We start from the raw sequence: 14,627 nt of genomic DNA, 5'->3' as shown, positions 1-14,627 counted from the left end.
GGAAAAAAGACTATTTTTGAAAAAAATTTCGCTTTGAGAAAACTGCTGTCGCTATTGTTCGTCTTCGGATGCGTGAATGCCTTTGGGCAAGTCGTGAGGAAGTATTCGAACGAATTCATGAATATCGGAGTCGATGCCGCGGCTCTTGGTATGGCGAACGCGGTTACGGCTTCTTCGAATGACGTAAATGCGGTTTATTGGAATCCCGCCGGAATCCTTAATCTCGAGGACGGACAGGTTGGCGCGATGCACGCGAGTTATTTCGCCAATATCGCCCAATACGACTATCTCGCCTACGCAAAACCGATTGACGATCGAAGCGCCTGGGGCATTTCTGCCATCCGTTTTGGCGTGGACGATATCATGAACACGACGCAACTTATCGACGACCAGGGAAATATCGACTACAACCGCATCAGCCTTTTCTCGACTGCCGATTATGCTTTCATGTTTTCTTATGCCAGACATTTGAAAGTGGAAGGTTTGTCGATTGGCGCCAACGCGAAAGTCATTCGTCGCATCATCGGGAAATTCGCGAATTCCTGGGGATTCGGATTCGACCTTGGAATTCAGTTCGAGAGAAACGGCTGGAAATTCGGGGCGATGGCGCGCGATATCACCACGACCTACAACATTTGGGCGATCGACGAAGACGAGTTCGAGAAAGTTCAGGATGCGGTCGAAGGACAAAATCAGGAATTGCCGGAAAGTACAGAGATTACGCTTCCGAAATTGCAACTCGGGGTTTCCAAAAAATATGAATTCCACAATGAAATGACGCTTTTGACGGCCGTGAACCTCAATTGCCGTTTCGAGCAGACGAACGACATCATTTCCTCTTCGGCAGTGAGCATCGATCCGGCTTTGGGATTCGAGTTGGGTTACATCGATCTGGCTTTTATCCGCGCAGGCGTCGGAAATTTCCAGAATATCACGCAACTCGACGGTTCGGACCGACTTGGTTTTCAACCGAATGTGGGCGTCGGCTTTAAATACAAAGGCATTCAGGTCGATTACGCACTGACTGATTTAGGCGACCAAAGTGCGGCTTTGTACTCGAACATCTTTTCTCTTAAAGTCGATCTGAGCATTTTCAGGTAATTCGTAACTTGCGCTAAATTCCCTTCGGATGCGTCACATTTTCGTTTTACTCCTAGCCTTTTTATCGCTTCAAGTTTCGGCACAATTCACGACGCTTTCGCCCATGGCTGAAGTTTCGGTTTTGACCTGCGGAAAAGGCAATGAATTGTATTCGCTTTACGGACACACGGCCATGCGAATCCACGATCCGGCCAACGGGATCGACAAAGTCTACAATTACGGCACTTTCGATTTCGCCACGCCAAACTTCGGACTCAAATTCGTAAAAGGCGACTTGCAGTATTTCGTTTCCACCAGCACTTTCGATGATTTCGTTTACAATTACGACGACGAAAAACGGTCGGTTTTTGAGCAGGTCCTGAATTTGACGCAAAGCCAGAAACAACAAATGTTCGACCGACTCAACAAAGTGCTTATTTCGCAAGAGCGCTTTTACACTTACAAGTTCATCGACCGGAACTGCACGACAAAAATTGCCGATCTGGTCAACGAGGTCGTCGGTCCGAATACGGCGAAAAAAGTCGGGAACACTGACCTCACCTATCGCGAGATCATCTATCCCGAATTCGACGGGCATTTTTACGAACAATGGGGAACGAGCATGATTTTTGGGACGAGAGTCGACGAGAAAGCTTCGCAATTGTTTCTTCCGATAGAACTTTACCAAAGTATTTCGATGGCGAAAAATGGCAATATTGCGCTTTTGAAGTCAAACAAATCCTGGCTGGTTTTTGAAGATCAGCCCGCGCCTCGATCGCTTTGGAACAACGTCTATACTTACATCGCGATTCTGCTTTTGCTCGTTTTCGTGAACAACGACAAATTCACTTTGGTCTACTTCACGTTGATTTCGCTTCTCGGGCTTTTCTTTTGCGTGGCCGGATGGTATTCGTTTCACACGGAAGTGCAATGGAATTACAATGTTTTGCTTACAAATCCACTTTTACTTTTGGTCGTGATCCAATACGGAAGGCGCAAAGCCAGCGGTTTGTACATCACATCTTTGCTGTGTTTGGGCTGCTTGGGCGTGTATCTGATCTACATGCTCAACAAGATTCATTTGCTGATCGTGCTTCCTATGATTGTCGCCCACGCGATTTTGCTTTTGAAATTCGCGCTCAAGGTGAGACGCAAAAAGTTGTTCGCGTGATTCTTCCCGTCTTTTTTGGCATGGCCGCGCTGCAGGTTCTCGCTTATGCGTTTCTTCCGAAATTCAGATTCGGGAAATTGCTTATTTGCGCTGTTTTGATTTTGGTAAACTTATTCGTCTTACCAGAATTTTTTCTACCCGAATACGGTCCGGACGATACGAAATGCGGATTGCCGATCCTGAGCCTGTACATCATTTTCGGAATTCTGGGCAATGGGATCGTGCTTGGAATCCATTTGGGTTACGTGCTTTTCAAGAAATTGCTTTGAGCATCGGAAGTCACAGACTTCCCCACACGCGCCGCGAAGTTAAAAACTTCGCGCCTACTGCCCGCGATAAAACAAAACAGTACTCAAAGTCTTAATGGTAATACTGATATCCAAAAAGACACTTCTATGCTTGATGTAATACAGGTCGTATTGCAGCTTCATCAAACTGTCATCGATCGAATCCCCGTAAGAATAATTGACCTGCGCCCAGCCCGTAAGTCCGGGTTTTATGACATGGCGCGTTTCGTAAAACGGCATCACTTCGGCAATTTCCTTGACGAAAACCGGTCTTTCAGGACGCGGCCCAATAACGCCCATATCGCCTTTCAGTATGTTTAGGAACTGAGGAAATTCGTCGATTCGGGTCTTGCGCAAAAATTTTCCGAAAGGCGTGATCCTCGCGTCGTTCGTGGTCGTGAAAACCGCTCCGTGCTTTTCGGCGTTCTTGATCATCGTCCGGAATTTGAGAATCTCGAAAACGGCACCATTTTTCCCGACTCTGTCCTGCGTATAAAACAACTTTCCGCGATTCCCGACCAAGTTTCCGACCAATATCAACGGTAGAAACAAAATTCCGACGAGAATTCCGCAAATCGAAAAAATGATTTCCAGAAGGCGCACGGCCACAAGATACAATTGGTTTTGGTTGCTTCGGCTAAACGGAAAATAGCGGTAAAAATCGCGGGCCACGTATTGCACCGGAATCCTTTGGGTTATGGCTTCGTAAACCTGAGTGTATTCGCGGATGATAAAGCCCGATTCAAGCAAGTGGATCAATTGGTTGTAGATGGAAACCGTAATCCCGTCGGTTTTTTGGGAGGCGATCACGACTTCTGAAATGCGGTTGTCGTTGACGAATTTCTCGAGTTTGTCCGATTCTATGTGCTCGACGAAATTGAAATCCTGGGTGTGCACCGAATTGCTGTCGGTATTGACGTATCCCAAAACCTTGTAGTGCGGATCTGAACTTTCAAGCCCGACGATGAGTTCCCTGGCCTGATCGCGGTCGCAAACCAGCACGACTTTCTTGAGAAAACGCTTTGAGGCGAGGAATTTCACATAAAAGAAACGCCAGACGAAAAGCGCGACAAGAACGGCCAGGTAGAAATACAAAATCTGGATGCGGTTTGGCAATGTCGGCGAGTAGAACGGCGTCAGCAAATAACAAAGCACCGTCACCGAGGCCGTTAGCACGATACTTTTCGTGACCTGGAATTCGTTGCTCGAAACCTGAAGGTTGTACATTTCGAAGACCGTTCCGATGATCGTGATGTACAGCCCGAGCACGATTGTCCAGATAAAATTGCTGTCTGTAATATCGAAGTAATTGAAATTAAAGACTTTACCCATCAAATACAAGACGAGTAAAACAGACAGGATATCGAAAACCCTCAGAAGGATTTTTCGTTCCGAAACCTCGAAATGTATCTTTCTGCCGTTCATGTTGTGTGGGAAAATTGAGGCCGCAATTTACGAATTCCTCCTCAAGAAATCGGCTATTTCAAAATTTCGACCCATTTGTATTTTATTTTGTGCCAGTCGAAGGTTTCCACGAGGCTTCTGGCCTGATTTGCAAGACGTTGCGACACATCCTGATCAGACACGAGTTTGACGATATTGGCAACCATCGCCTCGACATCTGAATCTTCTACCAACAAAGCCGTCTTGTCGTGCTCGAGCAGAAATGGAATTCCGCCCACATTTGTGGAAACGACAGGCAAACCCAGCGCCATGGCCTCGATCACGCTTACTGGCGTGTTGTCGTAATGTGTGGTGTTGATAAAAATATCGTACTCACGCGAAAGTTCGTGCCATTGCGGCTTGCTCAATTTTCCAGTGAATGCGACCGCAACATCGTTTTGCCGCGCATACGAGACAATCTCGCTTTGAAAGCCATTTTTATCGGGTCCGACCATGCAAAGCGAGGCGTCAGGAAATTCTCTCTTCAAGATCTTGAGAACGTCTATGGCCATTTTCGGATTGTAGATTGGCGAAAACGAACGCACCCAAAACAACTTCGGACGCAAATTCGTGCGTGGCCAAAACTCGTAATTGTCGACTTCGAGCGTATTCGGGACGTAGGTCAGATTGTCGAATCCGGCCTTCGCGAATGCGTCCATCAGATAACCCGATGGCGCTATGTTCTTGTACGAATTCGCGAAAATCATCTTGCAAAGCTTTGGGCTTTTCGCGAGGCGTTCGGGCAAATTCCCGCCTCTAAGCACCGGAATATAGCTTACGTTGAAAATCCGGCAAATCTGGCTGACGCCGAATGCGTACCAAAAATTGACCGTGCTGTAAGTGTCGATAATCACATAATCTGTCGAAAGGGAATAGCGCAACGTCGCGGCCAACATGTCGATCATGCGGAAAATCTTGTTCTTTTTCGAGGAAGCATATTTTACCACAAATCCTTCAGACGCAAGCAAAGGTCCCAAAGTTTCTATCGAAGTGGCCGTATTTCCGTGTTTGGAAAGCTTATTGCCTATGTAGAGAATTCGTTTCTTTTGCATCGGGGATAATCTTGAGGACGGCCAATCCGTAAATAAATGCCGGTGCGGCCAATCGCATGGCGGCGTGGTTGATTGTCATGAACCAGAAAATCAGGAAGGAGAACATGAGAAAATGGTGGCGGTTGTCGAGGTAAAGTATCAACGGCGTGATGAAGAGAATTGCCAGTCCAAGGATTCCGAATGCGCCGTGCTCGGCCAACATTCTCGTGACCTCATTGTGGGAAAGTCCTCCCATTCCCGACAATATCCGCATTTCGGCACCTCTGGCCACTCCAATCCCGAATATCGGATTTTCCAGAAAGTCCTCGATCTCGGTCGCGGCAAGTTCTTCGCGTCCGCTGAAATTGCTTTCTTTCACGCGTCCGGCCGCATCTTGGTTCTGGTAACGTTTTTCGATAAGTCCTCCGGTTACATCGGTCGAATACAGCCAGATTCCGATCGCCATCCCGACGGCGCAAACCGTCATGAAATTCAGTTTCCAACGCCCCGCCGAGTTGAGTCTCATGTAGACAATTGCCATCATCACGCAAATCATCGCTATGCCGGTGATCATTCCGCCTCGCGAAAACGTGATCAAAGTACGGAATGCGATATTGGCGGTGATCAAAAGATTCACGATCAGCATTATTTTGCCCGGCGAACAAAAAACGATTCTCGAAAAAAAGATGAACACGCCCAATCCCAGAATAGTGGAAACCTGATTGGGTCCGAAACCGCCTGAAGTCGCGTAGTTCGAACCCGTACTTGTGATGGATTCGCGAAGGTCGGGCGTTTTGAATATCAGATAAATGGTGATGGAAAGTATCGGCAAACCGATGTACTTGAGGAGCTCGTAAATCTGTTTTTGCGTAATTGGCCGCATATAGCAATACAAAGCGGAAACGCCAAGGCAAACCGGACCGGAAATGTTGAACGCGATCGTCTTTCGCATTTCCACGTCGTGTCCCAGTGTTTGGGTTGCCACGATTATTCCCGGAATCAGCAGCAAAAGGAAAATCCAGTATGGCGAACCATTCTTGGAAAATCCTTTGTAATACGTTCCGATCAAAAGCACGAAAACCACAGAGTATTTCCCGAGCTCATACAAAAGGTTTCCGCCTGTCATCCTAAGCAAAACCTCAGCCCCGACGATATAGCCCGCGGCGTAAAGTGCCTCGTTGTTCTGATTTCTGGAATTCACGATGACGTAAGTCCAATACACCAAAAAACTTACGGCGTAGATCTTCGATGCGATACCGCCCGCGAGCATTGCCACGGCCAGTCCGGCGTGGATGATCAGGAGTTTGTAGTAATTCTTGTCTTCGGCGGTCATAAATCTTTGAGCCATTTGAGATATCGGTCAATCACGACGGTCTCGGAAAATTTGTCGATTACGGTCTTTTGGAAAGCTTTCCCAAAAGTTGCACGCAATTCTTCGTCCTGAATCAACTTTTGGAGTGCTTGTGCAAATTCCTTCGGATTTCCGGCCGGCACCACGAATCCGTTTTCACCATTCCGGATCATGTTCGGGATTTCTCCAACCGCCGTAACCACGACAGGTTTCGAACGGATTCCGTATTCGAGCAAGGCAAGCGGCAAACCTTCCGCATCCGAACTCAGCACGCAAATGTCGCAAGCCGAAACGAAGGCAGATGCATCCTGTCGAGCTCCGTACAAATATATCACATTGCCGAGGTTTCGCTCGCCAATAAACGCCTTGATTTCTTCGGAATATCCGTCCTGACTATCTTTCCCGACCAAATGCAAAGTCCAGCCGAGCCTGGCGATTTCTTCCATGGCGCGCAACAAAGTCATGTGCCCTTTGGGAGTCCTGAGATTGGCCACGCATAAAATTCGCTTTCCGGCCTGTCCGTTCAGGTCATTGGGAATTTGGGTTTCCTGAGGTTCCGCGACAAAATTCGCCAGATAAGCCGTCGTCCTGCAACACAAATTGTCGATTGCCCACCGATCCAATTTTTCGTTGACCGACAAAATCCCTGAAAAACGCTTCGAGGCGAATCGCATCAATTGGAGGCGCAAACCTTTTATGGCCTGAGATCGTCCGTTGTGGTTGTGCCAAATGAGTTTTATGTCGGATGCCATCAGTTTTACCATGAGAGCGGTGAAAAACGACGTACCGTGAGCGTGGATGTGCGTGATTTTTTCAGACTCGCAGTACCTTTTGAGTCGTCTGCAAGCCTTGAGGCCGAGTTTTCCCGACTTTTCCAGAAACACATAACCAACGCCCGAAGCGACTTCCGACTTGAGAACGCCTTCCTTTCGCGTCGTGGCCAAAGCCGAAAACGCCACTTTTCCAACCAACGAATTCGCGAAATTCACGGCGACCCTTTCGGCTCCGCCCGCGTCAAGCGAATCGATAAGTTGCAGGATTCTCATCGGAACAGATTCTTGAAGTCGTAAATCGATTGTTTGACGGCATACCACACCGACAGTTTCTTTCGCGAAGACTTCACGCGATTTCCGTCGAAAACATAATAATAGCCGTTGCCTACTTTTTGGATGTCGAATTGGTGCATTCCAAATGAAAGCTGAGGAATTTCGGGGTGTGCCTCCAGGTAATCGTCGGCGATTTTTTCGAGTCGCACTTCGTCTTTGGCAAACTGGAATTCGTAGAGCGAGAGCGCCGAACCGTATCCGCGAGCGCCGTCCTGGACTGGCAAAATGAGCTTTCCGTCGTGCTCGAAAATTCGTCCGCCAGCTCTGGCTTCCGATCCTTTGAGCAACCAACCCATTTTTTTCCATTGTCCGCCAAGTGAATCGGCTTTGAAAAAATGCAGCGTCAAAGCGTCGTCGCTTGCCACCATGATATTCAAGGTGTCTGAAACGTAGATACTCGGATCTTTGAAATTGCCTTTCACCAGTGTGTCGACAACTTTCCATCCGCTGGGGAATTTGTCGGATTCATACAACAAAATCGCTCCTGCGTGCGCACTTTCAGGCACCATGTACGTCTTTCCGCCTTTCTCGAAAACTTGCGGATACGACAAATGAAAAGGCTCGTCAAGCACGACTCCGCCGTATTTGTAATGGATGCCGTCGGGCGATTTCAACACCGAAATGTTGGCCTTGTGTGGCGTGAAATGTTTGTGCTCGAAGAAAATGTAGAACGAATCCTGGTGTTTCACGAAAAACGGATCGGCCAGAAATTCGGTATTTTTCTCGTCTTTTTGAAGCATTTCGGGCGTAAACAGATTGTCGGTTTTGACCTTTGGAAGCGACGTTTCCGAAAATCCGAAACCAACCGACCAAGGACCGCCTTGCTGTAGGAAAAACGGCGTGCGCGAATTGACGAACAAAACGACTGCCACCGACAAAAGCGCCAAAGCAATCAAAATCCTGAGTTTATTTTTCTTCATGAACCAATTTTTTTATGGCGTTACGGAATTCATCCAACGTATATTCCCGCGACCAATTTAGTGCGTTCGCGGCCATTTTTGCATATTTTTCGGGATTTCCGACAAGACCCGAGATTTTCTCGACATCCTTGTCCAGATCGAGATCGAGCAACACGCCTCTTTCGCCCTGACCGAGCATCCACGAAACGCAAGAAATACGCGTGGAAACCGGAACACTCGCCCAAAACATGGCTTCGGCAACGACTTTTGGCCAACCTTCGCTTTTGGACGGCAAAAGTAGGAAATGCGAATTTTTGTACGCTTCCCGAATTTCGGGTTCGGCGTGATTTCCGCGAAGACGGATGTAATCTGATAATTTATTGTCGCTGATGTAGTTCTCGAGATCCGGACGCTCTTTTCCTTCTCCAAAAAGATCCAAAGTTGCGTCTATGCCTTTCTCCCTAAGGCTTTTTGTCAATTCGATTGCATACGAAGGGCGTTTTCCGGCAGCGAGCGAGCCCACGAAAAGCAACCGGATTCCGTCTGAAAAAATCCTTGGCGCAATTGGCTGTTTGTCATCATCGCGATACGTCGCCGTAAAAAACGGTTTGATGTTTTTGGAACTTCCTTCCCATTTTCCGTAAACCAGCACTTGCATGTTTTTGGTCAGCAAAGTATTGTTCAACAGCCATTTCTGGACGCGATAACTGCGAGGTTGTGCTGCTTTCGGATCCCAATTCCCGGCGTATTTCGCAGTCTTTGGCTTCGAAGGGAAAAAGATTTGGGCAACGCATCCTACAAGCCCTATATTTCCGGGACAGCGCAAATGGATATGATCGGCGCGACGCATGGCCGAAACGATCCTGAAAAAGACGATCGGAAGCGACAAAACAGCTTTGAAAAACGATTTGGCACTGAGCAAATCCATACCCGGAATCGCTGTAAAACGGATATTTTTACTGGAATAGGCAAGATCGATCGCATTTGGATCCGCTTGCCGCAAAGGCGCGACAATCTCGACCTCATCGACGAATTCGCCCCAAACGTTCATCTCGCGCACGTAAGGTCCGTAACCGAAATAGCGGTCTTCGTATTTTTTGTGAGGCGTGTGGGTGATGATCGCAAACTTCATTCGCGTGTCTTGTTTGTCGGCTTGGAAAAAAACAACTCGAACCAGGCTGAAAAACGTCCCAGACTTTCGGTAAACGCCTTGGCTTTATCCTTGCCAAATATAGCGTTTGTGAGTCGTATCGAGGCCAACAAAAGTGTAATTAAGTGCCATTTTATGCTGGCTTTCGCCGATGGTTTGGGCGTCCTGATTCTCCAGACGTACCAGCCGTTGCGAACGACCATGCGTCCGTAAGCGAATTGGTTCGGTCGTCCGCCCGAAGCGTGATGGTGTTCGAGTCGCGCGGCGGTATTTACGTAAAGCTTGCCGTGGCGAAGCAGTCGGAACGAAAAATCGGCATCTTCGTATAAGCCGTAACCTTCAAAATAAGTCGAGAACTGTAGTGTTTTGAAAACTTCGGTCTTGAACGACGAAACGCCGCCCATGACTTGTTCGACCTCGTAAACCTTTCCGGACGGCGGCAAAAACGCCACGCTTCGTCCGTTCGAAAATTCGGGAGCCAAAGCCGGAGCGCGATCGGAATCCAATCCCAATCGCTTCCTTATCACGAATCGGCTGCCGTCTTTTCGCTTGTAGCCGTCGTAAGCGAATTCCGAAATCGCGGGTCTGTAATCGGCCGCGACCTTTTGCCACCTGACTTCGTTCACGATGTATCCGCCAACGGCCAAAGCTTTGGGATAATCGTTGTAGGTCGAGATCAGTTGTTGGAAATAATCGCTTTCGAGAATCGTATCGTCGTCCAGAAAACACACGATCTGCGAGGATTCATCTGCATTTGCGATCCCAAAATTTCTTTGGCGCGTCAAACCTCTGTCATTTGGGTCGACCTTGAAATACTTAAGATTCCGGAACGTGTTTTGCGACAGCATTTGTTGCGTGAGATCATCCGTCGATCCGTCGACGATAAGGATTTCATCGGGGTAAAGCGTTTGCAGGCGCACCGATTCGAGCAACTTGAGCAGCTGCATCGGCCTCATGTATGTACAGATGATCAGCGTGAATCGCATCATTATAGTTTGCCGAGTTCGTTTGCCCAGAAAAGGCTGCGTTGCCACGATTTTTTGAAGTTGGCATAAATCCTGAACGGATTTCGACCGCGTTTGCGCCAGTTTTTGAAAAAATAGACCGTTTTGTAGCCTTCGAATTGTTCAGGCGTCATATTTCGGGTCATGTGCAACATTACCGTTGGCGAAGGTTTAGGCTGGATTTCTTCTCTTTCCCAAGGATGCGATGGCTTGGAACGGAATCCGCCCATTGGCGCCTTGAGATGCAAAACGTGGATGAACGGCACCAGAAGTATGTCGAAACCTTTTCGCCTCAGTTGGATCCCGAAGTCTTTGTCTTCTCCGTATCCGAACTCAAAACCGGGATTGAACCAAACGCCGTCAAGACATTTCGTCTTCATGAAAACCAATCCTGAACCCAAGGCAGTGTGTTGTACGATTGTCGAACCTTCGATTTTTTCATTGGATTGCGGACCCGAAATCTGGATGATCTCGTTGCCTGTTTTCCGGAAATATTCGAAAACCTGTTCGATCAATCCCGCCTGGAAACGGATATCGTCATCTGCCATGAAAACGAATTCGCTTTGGGTTCGCATCAGTGCGACATTTCGCGCGGCACAAGCTCCGGTTCTATGGGTAAAGACGTGGTCGATCTCGAAAGGCCATTTTTCAGATCGGATGAAATCGAGGTCGGAAACGCTTCCCGGTTCGGGATTTTGCTCCACGACGATCACGCGTTTTGGCAAATAAGTCTGTAATGCCAAATCCTTGAGTACGTTGTGGAAATGATCGCGTCTTCCTATGGTGGGAATTACGACGTCCAACGTTCCCAAATTGATGATATTTCGCGTCGATTGCATCGGAACGGTCGAAATTACCTCGCCGAGACTCTGCCTCTTCCTGTAAAAAACCGAAAAGAGATAAGGCAGGATCGGGAAACGTCGCTTGTAAAGCAGCATGTCGAGCAATACCAACGACGTCCAACGCATTCTGTAATGTTGTCGGACGAACTTGAAAATCGGGAAAATCCCCGCTTTTTTTTCTGCAAGGGACGGGAAATCGGCTTTCAGTAAATTCGGATCCGAATAACAGATTAAACCAGACCGCATGGCGCGTTTGGCGAACGAATTCAGAAAATAGTCAAAATTGTCCTCGACGTGCAGATAAGGCGCGAAAACGTTGATGGTTTCAGCGTGCATCGCTCCAACTTGCCCGCTCATTTGCCAAGTCGGGTATTTTACGTCGAACCTGACTGCTATGAAGGGCGTCGTTTCTTCACAAAATCCTACGGTCGGCCCAAAATATTGTTCCTTCGACGAATTGTACGAGAACATCAGGCGCTTGTGGTGCAACAGGTCTGGAATTTCCGAAAGGTTCAAAAAGTTTCTCAGGCGTTGGTCGCACCAAACCAAAATGGCCTCGGGAAAAAGCCGCGCCGCATCTACGAAGGCTTCGGTAATTTTTTTTCCTGTTAGACTTTGGGCGCCGTGAGTGTCGACGACCCGCCCGTTTTGGTGGTATAAAACTATCATTTACTGCTTCCAATAACCTTTTGGTAAAACGCTTCGTTCTTAAGGGCGACGCTTTCTGCAGAGAAAACGGCAACCGCTTTTTCACGGGCATTCTTACCCATATTCTTTCCGTGTCCCGGATTTTCGAGCAACTCGCAAATGCGGTCGGCGAATTCCCGGTGACTTTTTGGATGTACGAGAAAACCTTCGTTCCGGTTCGCGATCATTTCACTTGCCCAGCCTATGTTAGAGGCGACAATGGGTTTTTCCATCGCCATCGCCTCGATCCATGAAACGGGCAAAGCTTCGGCAAAGGTAGGAAAAACACATACTTCGGCTTCGTCGATTTGCTGTCTCACCTCGGAATATTTTACGGTTCCGCGGTAATTCACGCGCGAAAGCGCTTCGGGCGTAAACAATTCCTGCATCAATTTCCAGGTCGATGCGGTTTTTGTAAGAATATCTGCGGAGTCTTTTCCTACAAGTATCAATTCGGATTCCGGATGTTTTTGCACCACGAGGTTGAAAATCTGTGCCAGCTCGAGCAAGCCTTTCTTGCGGATCAACGTTCCGAAGTACAAAATCACACCTTTTTTGGGCAAAGCCGTCGAAGGTTCGAATTTCGCGATTTCGATTCCGTTGGGAACGACCGCGATTTCAGGTTGCAAACCGAAAAGTTCCCGCGTGACGTTGGCCGTAAATTGGCTTACCGAGACGATCGCATCGGCGTTTTTGAGTGCTTTTTCCTCGCGACGCCTGTTTATCGGCTTGACCGGACGTTGATCGAGGTGGCAAAAATAAGTGTCGCTGCCGTGAAGTCTTACCACAACCGGACATTTGGGTTTGATGTTCGAAGTCATCCCAATCCAGTCCGGAGCTTCCATCAAATCGAGATTTTCGTTTTTTACGAGTTTGTTGATCAGACGCTGCAATTTCCGCTGCAAAAGCAATCGCGAAAAACCTTTGAGTTTCGGGCTTTTCACGAAGTAGATCTCAATGCCTTCAAAAGCGATCGCCTTGTCTGATTTCTGGGCATACAGAATCACCGAAACTTTGTGGCCGCGCGCCAAAAGTCCTTTCGAAAGGTTGTAGATGCTCGTTCCGATTCCGGCCGATCGCGCCACTTCAGGATGCGGAAATTCCGATGCAAGAAAACCTATGTGCATTTCAAAATAGATTTGATTCCTTCAAAAATGCGCTTCGACGCGAGCGTTTCGGGTGTTTTGTTAATGACCTTGAACCAATCTTTGGCGTGTTTTACGTTTTCCGAAGGATTGTCCAAAGCCGATTTTATCCTGAATGCGATTTCGTCTGGCGAATTGAGCCAAACCACGGCTTTCGCATCTGGCATCGAACGAAAATGCACGTAATTGTATATCTTTTTCACCGACCAATTCGCGCGCGCATTGTTCACCGGATCATAATTCACGAACGCGCAAGGTTTGCCGTGGCAAGCGTAATCGAAAACCATGGACGAGCCTAGATTTACGACCATTTCGGTGTGTGCGATCGTGTTCGATTGCAACGCCAGATCTTCGCGCATGGGCAAAACGGTATTCCACATCGCGCCCATTTTCTTCCATGCCGGAACGATCGGAACGATCAAATCCTTGTTTTTTTCGAGTACCGAATCGAATCTGTCGGAAAAATCGACAGGGCAACGACGGAAAACGATCCCGAGGTTTTCGCCCGAGGCATTGAGCTCGCGAACGGCATCACACACATCGGCCAAATACTGCGGATCGTTGGGCGAAGTCGTGATATCATCACCCGAATAGCAGATATATTTTTTGGAGAGATCGAGATTGTGTTCGTTGAAAAAATCGTCTCGTGACTGCAGGATCGTCTCGTCGAAATGCGATTCGAATTGAGGCGTTCCGGTCACTATCGTGTTCTGCGTTGGGATGTACGGATAGTAAAATTCGAGCTCGTTTTTCATGTGGTCGCTCCAAACCATATAGTGGTCGGCTTCGATCACCATGGTTGCTTTGGGAAGATTGTCCCAAGAAAAAACAAAGGCGACCGTCGGGATTCCCAAGTCTTTTGCAGCCAAAATCGGGGCGATTGCCGTTAGCGGACGCTGGTTCGTGCAAAAAACGAGATCGGGCTTTTCGCGTTTGAGCGTTTCCAGACATTGTAGATAATACGCGCCTTTGCGTTCGGATTTGGCAATTTTGCCGCGAAGTTGCGTCAGTCCTTTTTCAGAATCGTGTTGGGATGCAAATTTGTTGACCAAAAAAGTCTTGAACTTGTTTTTCCAGCCGACATTCGACGGTTTCTGACGATAAGCATCGTAAACATTGTCGCCCGTCCTCGCTGCGTTTCTATTGAGATCGACGATGCTTCTGGCGCGTTTGAGCAAATCTGTTTTCGGTCTCGGACGCGCCTTCTCGACCTTGATCTCATCCAAACCCAAAGCCTTGAGGTCGAAAGGCGTATTGTTCCAGAACTTGAGCTTGAAGCCTTCCGATTTGGCGATTTCGGGAAATCTGCTGAATGCAAAATTCCGCAAACCGACGCCATCGGGAAGCAAAATCAAAATGGAACGTTGTGACATGGTTTGGATTTGCGGCAAATATCGCTATAATAAACCGAAAACGAAAAGGCCAAACCGC

At 48.0% G+C, this 14,627-nt stretch carries 13 protein-coding genes; 3 read left to right on the top strand and 10 right to left on the bottom strand.

Features of this window, described 5'->3' with window-relative positions:
• The first annotated feature begins 117 nt into the window (after window positions 1–117).
• Genes EOO49_RS12105 through EOO49_RS12095 form a run of 3 tightly spaced genes read left to right on the top strand, consistent with a single transcriptional unit; the run spans window position 118 to window position 2,520 of the window.
• Window positions 118–1,101: a PorV/PorQ family protein gene (locus EOO49_RS12105; protein WP_366927241.1), complete on the top strand. Its 984-nt coding sequence runs from the start codon at window positions 118–120 to the stop codon at window positions 1,099–1,101.
• A 28-nt stretch (window positions 1,102–1,129) separates the two neighbouring features.
• Complete coding sequence (locus tag EOO49_RS12100; protein WP_290846018.1) at window positions 1,130–2,251, top strand: DUF4105 domain-containing protein; 1,122 nt, start codon at window positions 1,130–1,132, stop codon at window positions 2,249–2,251.
• Window positions 2,248–2,520: a hypothetical protein gene (locus EOO49_RS12095; RefSeq protein WP_290846016.1), complete on the top strand. Its 273-nt coding sequence runs from the start codon at window positions 2,248–2,250 to the stop codon at window positions 2,518–2,520. The genes EOO49_RS12100 and EOO49_RS12095 overlap by 4 nt, the downstream gene beginning before the upstream one ends.
• A gap of 54 nt (window positions 2,521–2,574) precedes the next feature.
• Here the strand turns inward: EOO49_RS12095 and EOO49_RS12090 are convergent, their stop codons facing one another.
• Genes EOO49_RS12090 through EOO49_RS12045 form a run of 10 tightly spaced genes read right to left on the bottom strand, consistent with a single transcriptional unit; the run spans window position 2,575 to window position 14,569 of the window.
• The gene (locus EOO49_RS12090; protein WP_290846014.1) at window positions 2,575–3,963 is read right to left on the bottom strand and encodes an exopolysaccharide biosynthesis polyprenyl glycosylphosphotransferase; all 1,389 of its coding nucleotides are present in this window, start codon (window positions 3,961–3,963) and stop codon (window positions 2,575–2,577) included.
• A 53-nt stretch (window positions 3,964–4,016) separates the two neighbouring features.
• Window positions 4,017–5,033: a glycosyltransferase family 4 protein gene (locus EOO49_RS12085; RefSeq protein ID WP_290846012.1), complete on the bottom strand. Its 1,017-nt coding sequence runs from the start codon at window positions 5,031–5,033 to the stop codon at window positions 4,017–4,019.
• Complete coding sequence (locus EOO49_RS12080) at window positions 4,999–6,345, bottom strand: O-antigen ligase (protein ID WP_290846010.1); 1,347 nt, start codon at window positions 6,343–6,345, stop codon at window positions 4,999–5,001. The genes EOO49_RS12085 and EOO49_RS12080 overlap by 35 nt, the downstream gene beginning before the upstream one ends.
• Window positions 6,342–7,409 carry a glycosyltransferase gene (locus EOO49_RS12075; protein ID WP_290846008.1) on the bottom strand — a complete coding sequence of 356 codons (1,068 nt, stop codon included), beginning with the start codon at window positions 7,407–7,409 and terminating at the stop codon, window positions 6,342–6,344. Before EOO49_RS12075 ends, EOO49_RS12080 begins: the two co-directional genes overlap by 4 nt.
• Window positions 7,406–8,389 carry a hypothetical protein gene (locus tag EOO49_RS12070; RefSeq protein WP_290846006.1) on the bottom strand — a complete coding sequence of 328 codons (984 nt, stop codon included), beginning with the start codon at window positions 8,387–8,389 and terminating at the stop codon, window positions 7,406–7,408. The genes EOO49_RS12075 and EOO49_RS12070 overlap by 4 nt, the downstream gene beginning before the upstream one ends.
• Complete coding sequence (locus tag EOO49_RS12065; RefSeq protein ID WP_290846005.1) at window positions 8,376–9,500, bottom strand: glycosyltransferase family 4 protein; 1,125 nt, start codon at window positions 9,498–9,500, stop codon at window positions 8,376–8,378. The genes EOO49_RS12070 and EOO49_RS12065 overlap by 14 nt, the downstream gene beginning before the upstream one ends.
• A complete protein-coding gene (locus EOO49_RS12060; RefSeq protein WP_366927240.1) occupies window positions 9,497–10,507 on the bottom strand; it encodes a glycosyltransferase in 1,011 nt (336 codons plus the stop codon). Before EOO49_RS12060 ends, EOO49_RS12065 begins: the two co-directional genes overlap by 4 nt.
• Window positions 10,507–12,033, bottom strand: coding sequence for a glycosyltransferase (locus EOO49_RS12055; RefSeq protein ID WP_290846004.1), 1,527 nt, complete (start codon window positions 12,031–12,033; stop codon window positions 10,507–10,509). The genes EOO49_RS12060 and EOO49_RS12055 overlap by 1 nt, the downstream gene beginning before the upstream one ends.
• The gene (locus EOO49_RS12050; RefSeq protein ID WP_290846002.1) at window positions 12,030–13,178 is read right to left on the bottom strand and encodes a glycosyltransferase family 4 protein; all 1,149 of its coding nucleotides are present in this window, start codon (window positions 13,176–13,178) and stop codon (window positions 12,030–12,032) included. Before EOO49_RS12050 ends, EOO49_RS12055 begins: the two co-directional genes overlap by 4 nt.
• Window positions 13,169–14,569: a UDP-glycosyltransferase gene (locus EOO49_RS12045; RefSeq protein ID WP_290846000.1), complete on the bottom strand. Its 1,401-nt coding sequence runs from the start codon at window positions 14,567–14,569 to the stop codon at window positions 13,169–13,171. Before EOO49_RS12045 ends, EOO49_RS12050 begins: the two co-directional genes overlap by 10 nt.
• Window positions 14,570–14,627: the final 58 nt, after the last annotated feature.

The sequence above is a fragment of the Flavobacterium sp. genome (genome assembly GCF_004295795.1).
In the GTDB taxonomy this organism is placed as follows: domain Bacteria; phylum Bacteroidota; class Bacteroidia; order Flavobacteriales; family Flavobacteriaceae; genus Flavobacterium.
This window is presented reverse-complemented; position numbering and strand designations above follow the sequence as displayed.

Excerpts from the sequence above, each read along its gene's own strand:
- EOO49_RS12085 (WP_290846012.1), bottom strand. The coding sequence starts at position 5,033 with ATGCAAAAGAAACGAATTCTCTACATAGGCAATAAGCTTTCCAAACAC.
- EOO49_RS12105 (WP_366927241.1), top strand. The coding sequence starts at position 118 with ATGAATATCGGAGTCGATGCCGCGGCTCTTGGTATGGCGAACGCGGTT.
- EOO49_RS12070 (WP_290846006.1), bottom strand. The coding sequence starts at position 8,389 with ATGAAGAAAAATAAACTCAGGATTTTGATTGCTTTGGCGCTTTTGTCG.
- EOO49_RS12045 (WP_290846000.1), bottom strand. The coding sequence starts at position 14,569 with ATGTCACAACGTTCCATTTTGATTTTGCTTCCCGATGGCGTCGGTTTG.
- EOO49_RS12055 (WP_290846004.1), bottom strand. The coding sequence starts at position 12,033 with ATGATAGTTTTATACCACCAAAACGGGCGGGTCGTCGACACTCACGGC.
- EOO49_RS12100 (WP_290846018.1), top strand. The coding sequence starts at position 1,130 with ATGCGTCACATTTTCGTTTTACTCCTAGCCTTTTTATCGCTTCAAGTT.
- EOO49_RS12065 (WP_290846005.1), bottom strand. The coding sequence starts at position 9,500 with ATGAAGTTTGCGATCATCACCCACACGCCTCACAAAAAATACGAAGAC.
- EOO49_RS12080 (WP_290846010.1), bottom strand. The coding sequence starts at position 6,345 with ATGACCGCCGAAGACAAGAATTACTACAAACTCCTGATCATCCACGCC.
- EOO49_RS12060 (WP_366927240.1), bottom strand. The coding sequence starts at position 10,507 with ATGATGCGATTCACGCTGATCATCTGTACATACATGAGGCCGATGCAG.
- EOO49_RS12050 (WP_290846002.1), bottom strand. The coding sequence starts at position 13,178 with ATGCACATAGGTTTTCTTGCATCGGAATTTCCGCATCCTGAAGTGGCG.
- EOO49_RS12075 (WP_290846008.1), bottom strand. The coding sequence starts at position 7,409 with ATGAGAATCCTGCAACTTATCGATTCGCTTGACGCGGGCGGAGCCGAA.
- EOO49_RS12090 (WP_290846014.1), bottom strand. The coding sequence starts at position 3,963 with ATGAACGGCAGAAAGATACATTTCGAGGTTTCGGAACGAAAAATCCTT.